Source organism: Stenotrophomonas maltophilia group sp. Smal32 (assembly GCF_030237085.1).
GTDB classification, from domain to species: domain Bacteria; phylum Pseudomonadota; class Gammaproteobacteria; order Xanthomonadales; family Xanthomonadaceae; genus Stenotrophomonas; species Stenotrophomonas maltophilia_Q.
The window spans coordinates 1-5808 of sequence record NZ_JASJSI010000026.1 but is presented as its reverse complement, the minus strand read 5'-3'; the positions used below and the strand labels follow the sequence as shown (position 1 = coordinate 5808).

At 65.8% G+C, this 5808-nt stretch carries 5 protein-coding genes and 1 pseudogene; all 6 read right to left on the bottom strand.

Features of this window, described 5'->3' with window-relative positions:
* Nucleotides 1-385: pseudogene (locus QRO91_RS08630) on the bottom strand (usher protein); the annotation flags it as partial.
* 50 nt (nucleotides 386-435) lie between these two features.
* Complete coding sequence (locus QRO91_RS08625) at nucleotides 436-939, bottom strand: CS1 type fimbrial major subunit (protein ID WP_049432619.1); 504 nt, start codon at nucleotides 937-939, stop codon at nucleotides 436-438.
* Between the two features lie 431 nt (nucleotides 940-1370).
* Entirely contained in the window at nucleotides 1371-2435 is a 1065-nt protein-coding gene (locus tag QRO91_RS08620; RefSeq protein ID WP_049432617.1) for a hypothetical protein, read from the bottom strand.
* 288 nt (nucleotides 2436-2723) lie between these two features.
* Nucleotides 2724-4001 (bottom strand): citrate synthase, encoded by a 1278-nt coding sequence (locus tag QRO91_RS08615; RefSeq protein ID WP_049404024.1) that lies wholly within the window; start codon nucleotides 3999-4001, stop codon nucleotides 2724-2726.
* 296 nt (nucleotides 4002-4297) lie between these two features.
* Nucleotides 4298-4540, bottom strand: a complete 243-nt coding sequence (locus QRO91_RS08610) for a type B 50S ribosomal protein L31 (RefSeq protein ID WP_010484049.1) — start codon at nucleotides 4538-4540, stop codon at nucleotides 4298-4300.
* Between the two features lie 88 nt (nucleotides 4541-4628).
* Nucleotides 4629-5567 carry a nucleoside hydrolase gene (locus tag QRO91_RS08605; RefSeq protein WP_049432713.1) on the bottom strand — a complete coding sequence of 313 codons (939 nt, stop codon included), beginning with the start codon at nucleotides 5565-5567 and terminating at the stop codon, nucleotides 4629-4631.
* Nucleotides 5568-5808: the final 241 nt, after the last annotated feature.

The window sequence follows — 5808 nt, the reverse complement described above, 5'->3', positions numbered from 1 at the left end:
CATACAGTGCGCGCACGGCGGTGGGGTCCTCCGGGGGATCGAGATAGCCGCAACCGGCGGCGGCACCGCCGTAGCGGCAGGCCAGGTGGCTGTTGCGCGGCAGCGGCTGCGACAGCGCCGGCAGCAGCGCCGCCTGTGCCTCGGCCGGCAGCTGCAGCGCCTGCAGCGCCTCCGCAGGCGCTTCCAGCTGCACGTGGTCGAGGGTGACGCGCACGGGCATCAACCCGGTCGAACGCCCGAACAGGCGCACGTCCAGCTGCTCGGTCTGGCCTTCAACCAGATCCTCGAAGCCGGCGGGAACGCCGCGTGCCGCGACCAGCGGTGCGGACAACGACAGGGCGAGCGCGAGCGCCAGCCGGGTGACGGCGGGGGCAGAAGCTTTCATGGGGGCGACCAGAAGCGGCCGGCCCGACACCCGGGCCGGCGCGGGGGGACTTACGGGCTGGTGGTCTTCTGCTTCATGGCGATGCTGACCATGCCCTGGAAGCTGTCAGCCACGTCGATGGCACCCGGGGTCTTCTGCGCGATCTGCAGCGGCATGGCGACCGAAGCGCCCGGCAGTGCGCCGTCGAACAGGTCGGCGGCCAGGTAATCGGTGGCGGCCAGGCCCAGCTCGCGACTGTTGAGGCTGACCGACAGCGGTACCGACGGCGTGCCCGGGGCATTACCGATCAGCACCGGCTCGTTGATCAGGCGCACTTCGATGTCCTTGTCGATGTCGTTGGAATAGATGCGCACCTGCTGCGACCACGGAATCAGGCCACGGCCCGGGGCGTGGTCCAGCTTGACGGCGTCCGGCAGCGGGCTGCCATCGGCCTGCAGCAGGGCCAGGGTCGGGTCGACGTCGGCCAGGACGGTGATGTGGGTTTCGGCGGCATTCGCGGACAGCGAAGCAGTGACCAGCGCTGCAGCCAGCGCGGCCTTCTTGAGCATGTGCATGGGTGTCTCTCTCGGACAGGGGGAATAGTCGAAAGCCTCCCTTCCGGCATGACCGGAAGGGAGGCGCCGCCTGCAGAGGTGGTTGCCGGCGACGGAGAGAATGTTAGAAACCCTGCGAGCCGCAGACTATTCAAGCATTCCTAAAAAGTTGAACGTTAAGAAGGATCCTAGAGGCCGTTCAATGTTTGAGGGTTATGCAATTTTCCTCATCTGCTGAATGCAAGAAACTTCATTGCAGGATGAAAAGACTTCTGGTGATGTGCTTCGGATCTGCTCAAAAAGCGTCAGGCCGCGTCGCGGCGGCCTGACGGGTTCCACTCAACGATGCACTCTCAGAAGAAGATTGCGTACAGGATCAGCAGCGGAATCGGCACGCCCAACAGCCAGAGCAGAATCATTTTCATGGCAGGTCTCCTTGCATGGAATGCGGGTTACAGGTCGCGGCGGCGGCCGCCCCAGGTGGCGCTGAGGCTGGCGAAGAACGCGCCGATCAGCAGGGTGATGAACAGCCACAGCGCGGCATGCGCTGCGGCCTTGCGGGCATCGTCGGCCGCCTGCTTGGCGGTGGTCTTTGCCTTCTCCAGCGCGGCACGCATGCGCGTCTGTACATCGGTCACACGGGCCTGCGCTTCGGCCTGGCTCATGCCGGTTTCGCGCGCGATGAGCTGCGACAGGTACTGGGTATCGGCCGGGTCGAGGCCATCGCCCTGCAAGCTGTTGACGATGATCCGGTTCACTTCGGCGCGCAGTTCACGACGGTCGCTGGCCGGTGCACGGACCGGCATCGGGCGCGGCGGCGCCATGCCAACCTCGCGCGGGCCCGCATTCGGTGCCGGCGGCGGGGCCGCGTTCGGATCCATCGGCGCGCCCGGCGGTGGCGGCGCCGCGGGATCGGCAGCACCGGCGTTGGTGGCACTGCGGAACAGGGAATCCACCCAATAGTTGAGGTCGCCTTCCGGTGCGGCTGCGGCGGCGCTACCGGCACCTGCGGCGGCAACACCGGCCGTGGATGCAGCGGCGCCTGCAGTGGCGCCGGCCACCTTCGCGCCCGTGCCGAGCACGCCGCCGATGGCCGAGGTCAGCAGGCCCGCAGTCAGCAGCGTGGCCACCGCCCACGACACGAAGCCGTGCGCGGTATCGCGGAAGTAGGTTTCATCGCCATGGATCTGCGTCCACTTGGTGCGCAGGCGGCCAGCCAGGTAGCCGCCCAGGCCGGACGCGGCCAGTGCGGTGAAGGTGAGCCAGGCGATGCTGGACCAGCCGAAGGTTTCCTTGCTGACGCCTTCGAACGACCACGGCGACACCGAGGAGAGGCCAAGGCCGACACCGAGGATGAGCAGGATGAGGGAGAGTGCGGCGGCGGCGACGGCACCGGCGAAAATCGCGCTCCAGGACACGGCGCTTTCGCTGGCGGGTGGCACGATGGGGGCGGTGACGACAGTGGCGACGTCGGGGCCGAGCGCGCCGCGCTCGGGTGGATCGAATCGGGTACTCATTGCGTGGATGCTCCGTCTCGGACGCTGCGGGTGCAGCTGGCGTCCTGAGGCTGCGCGAGCGGTCGTGAAGCTGGCGAGACCCTTGAATCACGCGGTCTTTGCGCGGTGAAGCGTGTGCCAACCAAGGTTGGCACCTACCGAAGGCGGATGCGGTGGTAGATCCACGCCATGCGTGGATGATTTTCTGCGAACACCACAGAACGTGCCAACCAAGGTTGGCACCTACCACAAGCGCAAAAAAAACGCCCCGCGGATGCGGGGCGTTCTCGGCACAACCTACGCAGGCGATCAGCCCTGGTAGTCGCGCACGTCGCTGCCGGTGTAGACCTGGCGCGGACGGCCGATCTTCATTTCCGGGTCGACCTGCTGTTCCAGCCAATGCGACACCCAGCCGGAGGTACGGCCCAGCGCGAACATGACGGTGAACATCTCGGTCGGGATCTGCAGCGCCTTGTAGATGATGCCGCTGTAGAAATCGACGTTCGGGTACAGCTTGCGGGCGACGAAGTACTCGTCCTGCAGCGCGGCCTGTTCCAGCTTCACGGCCACGTCCAGCAGCGGATCCTGCACGCCCAGCTGCTTGAGCACCTTGCTGGTCATCTCGCCGATGACCTTGGCGCGCGGGTCGAAGTTCTTGTAGACGCGGTGGCCGAAGCCCATCAGGCGGAAGCCGGAGGTCTTGTCCTTGGCCTTGACCACGGCGGACTCGACGTTGTCGGCGGTGCCGATCTCTTCCAGCATCTTCAGCACGGCTTCGTTGGCACCGCCGTGGGCCGGACCCCACAGCGCGGTGACGCCCGCGGCGACCGACGCGTACGGGTTGGCACCGGTCGAGCCGACCAGGCGCACGGTCGAGGTCGAGGCGTTCTGCTCGTGGTCGGCGTGCAGGATGAACAGCAGGTCCAGCGCCTTCACCACGTCCGGGTTCAGATCGTACTGGCCGTCAGCCGACTCGAAGGTCTGCTTCAGGAAGCGGCTGACGTAATCCAGCGAGGTGTCCGGCTTGTTGGCCGGCAGGCCCTTGCCGTGGCGGTAGATCAGCGCCGACAGGGTCGGCACCTTGGCGATCAGGCGCACGGCGGCCTGGCGGCGCTGTTCGGCGTCGGACAGGTCCAGCGAGTCGTGGTAGATGGCCGACAGCTGGGCGATCGCAGCGGCCAGGATCGCCATCGGATGGGCGTCCTTGGCGAAGCTGCCGATCAGGGTGTTGATCGAATCGTCGACGTTGGCTTCGGCAGCCAGCTCATCGGTGAAGGCCTTCAGCTGCTCGGCGCTCGGGCGCTCGCCGTTGATCAGCAGGTAGGCCACTTCGACGTAGCTCGACTTTTCCGACAGCTGTTCGATCGGGTAGCCGCGGTACAGCAGCACGCCCTTGTCGCCGTCGATGTAGGTGATGGCGGACTTGCAGCTGGCCGTCGCCGTGAAGCCGGAATCGTAGGTGAAATACCCCGTTTCCTTGGTCAGCTTCGCGATGTCGACGCAGTCGTTGCCAAGGGTGGGTTTGATGACGGGCAGAACGACCGACTTATCGCCGGCGTTGAGCGTGACCTGATCAAGATCGGACACTGTGTGCGCTCCTTCATGGGAAGGCGCCTGCCCAAGCGCATTGGTCAGGCACGTGAATGACGTCCTCGGCCTGTGCCGGGGATCAGGTCATTATCGCACAGCAGCATTTGTCGGGTGCTAGACGGAAGTCGTATACGACAGGCGGCCAGACGCCGGCCGTTGAGCGGCCCGGATCGGCAAAAGCGCTGTCATACGAACGCAGTGTTCCGTCCATCCAAACGCCCGTTGGGCAGGCGTTGGGGAAAAACAAACGGCCGCGCAGAGCGCGGCCGTCGGTTCGAAGCTGGATCGACAGATCAGCGCGCGTAGCGCTTCTGGAACTTGTCGATACGGCCCGAGGTGTCGATGACCTTGTGCTTGCCCGTGTAGAACGGGTGCGAAGCCGAGGAAATTTCAACCTTCACCAGCGGGTAGTCGTTGCCGTCTTCCCACTTGATGGTTTCCTTCGTCGCCATGGTCGAGCGGGTCAGGATCTTGAAATCGGAGGTGACGTCATGGAAGACGACGTCGCGGTAGTTCGGATGGATATCGGCCTTCATGGGCTCACACCGTAAATGGGCTGGTGGTCAAGAGCGGCATTATAAGCACCGGTTGCCGCCCGGGGCAACCGGTGCCGGGCAATTGACTTCAGTCCGCGCCCAGGGCCTGGCGCACCAGGGCCTCGAAACGCTGCTGGTCGTAGGCCATCAGCAGATCGCAGTTGTCCGGCTGGCCGGTCTGGCGGTTCCAGTCGACGATGGTGGCACCGCGGCTGAACGTGCCGTTCAGTTCCACGTTCAGCGGACGCGATTCCACCTGCAGCTGCCCTTCCGGGTTCAGCGCCCAGGCCATGGCCACCGCATCGGCGGTGTACCAGCGGCCGCCCTTGGCGTCTTCCGACAGCGCGCGGGTCTTGCGCGAGATCAGCTCGTAGAAGCGGGCGCGATCGGAATCGGCCTGCAGCCACTGCTCGGCATCTTCCAGCGGCAGGCCGTGGGCGACGGTGGCTTCCCAATCCGACACCAGCAGGTGCTTGAACGAGGTGAACACCACGTGCGCCGCTTCCGGGTCGAAGGCGATGTTGAATTCGGCCGCCGGGGTGATGTTGCCGTGGCAGGTGACCGCGCCGCCCATCACCACGATGCGCTTGATGCGCTGTGGCAGGGTCGGGTCCAGCTTCAGCGCCAGTGCCAGGTTGGTCAGCGGGCCGAGCATCACCAGCATCAGTTCGCCGGCGTGCTCGTGCGACAGGCGCAGGATGGCCAGCGCGGCGTGCTCGGCTTCGGCCTGGCGGCTGGGCGGCGGCAGGTCCACGTCGCCGTAGCCATCACGGCCATGCACGTGGGCAGCGTCGACGGAGGGATGCAGCAGCGGATCCGGGCTGCCGGCAAACACCGGCACGTCGGTGCGGCCGACGATGTCGCAGAGCTTGAGGGCGTTGCGGACGGTGTATTCGAGGCCGACATTGCCGGCGGCGATGGTCAGGGCGACCACGTCGTGCCGTTCATCGGCGAAGGCCATCAGCAGGGCCAGGGCGTCGTCCACACCGGGGTCGGTGTCGATCAACAGCGGGATCTTGTGGGTCATCGTTGCCGTCTTCAGATCGGCAACGAAGTGTGGACCGGGATGATGACCGTTGCAAGTATGTGGGTTCGGGTTCGGCAGGGCGGCGCCCTGCACCCGCAGAGGCAACAGCAGAGGCAACATCAGCAGCAACGGCAAAAGCTGATTTCCTGGGGTTGGCGGGGTGGGTCCGGCTGCGGGGGCACTGTAAACCCGTCCATGGGGGCTTGGTCGCGGCTTGCTCGTGTGCGCTGTCCTGCGCACA

Excerpts from the sequence above, each read along its gene's own strand:
- QRO91_RS08610 (WP_010484049.1), bottom strand. The coding sequence starts at position 4,540 with ATGAAGGCCGATATCCATCCGAACTACCGCGACGTCGTCTTCCATGAC.
- QRO91_RS08620 (WP_049432617.1), bottom strand. The coding sequence starts at position 2,435 with ATGAGTACCCGATTCGATCCACCCGAGCGCGGCGCGCTCGGCCCCGAC.
- QRO91_RS08625 (WP_049432619.1), bottom strand. The coding sequence starts at position 939 with ATGCACATGCTCAAGAAGGCCGCGCTGGCTGCAGCGCTGGTCACTGCT.
- QRO91_RS08605 (WP_049432713.1), bottom strand. The coding sequence starts at position 5,567 with ATGACCCACAAGATCCCGCTGTTGATCGACACCGACCCCGGTGTGGAC.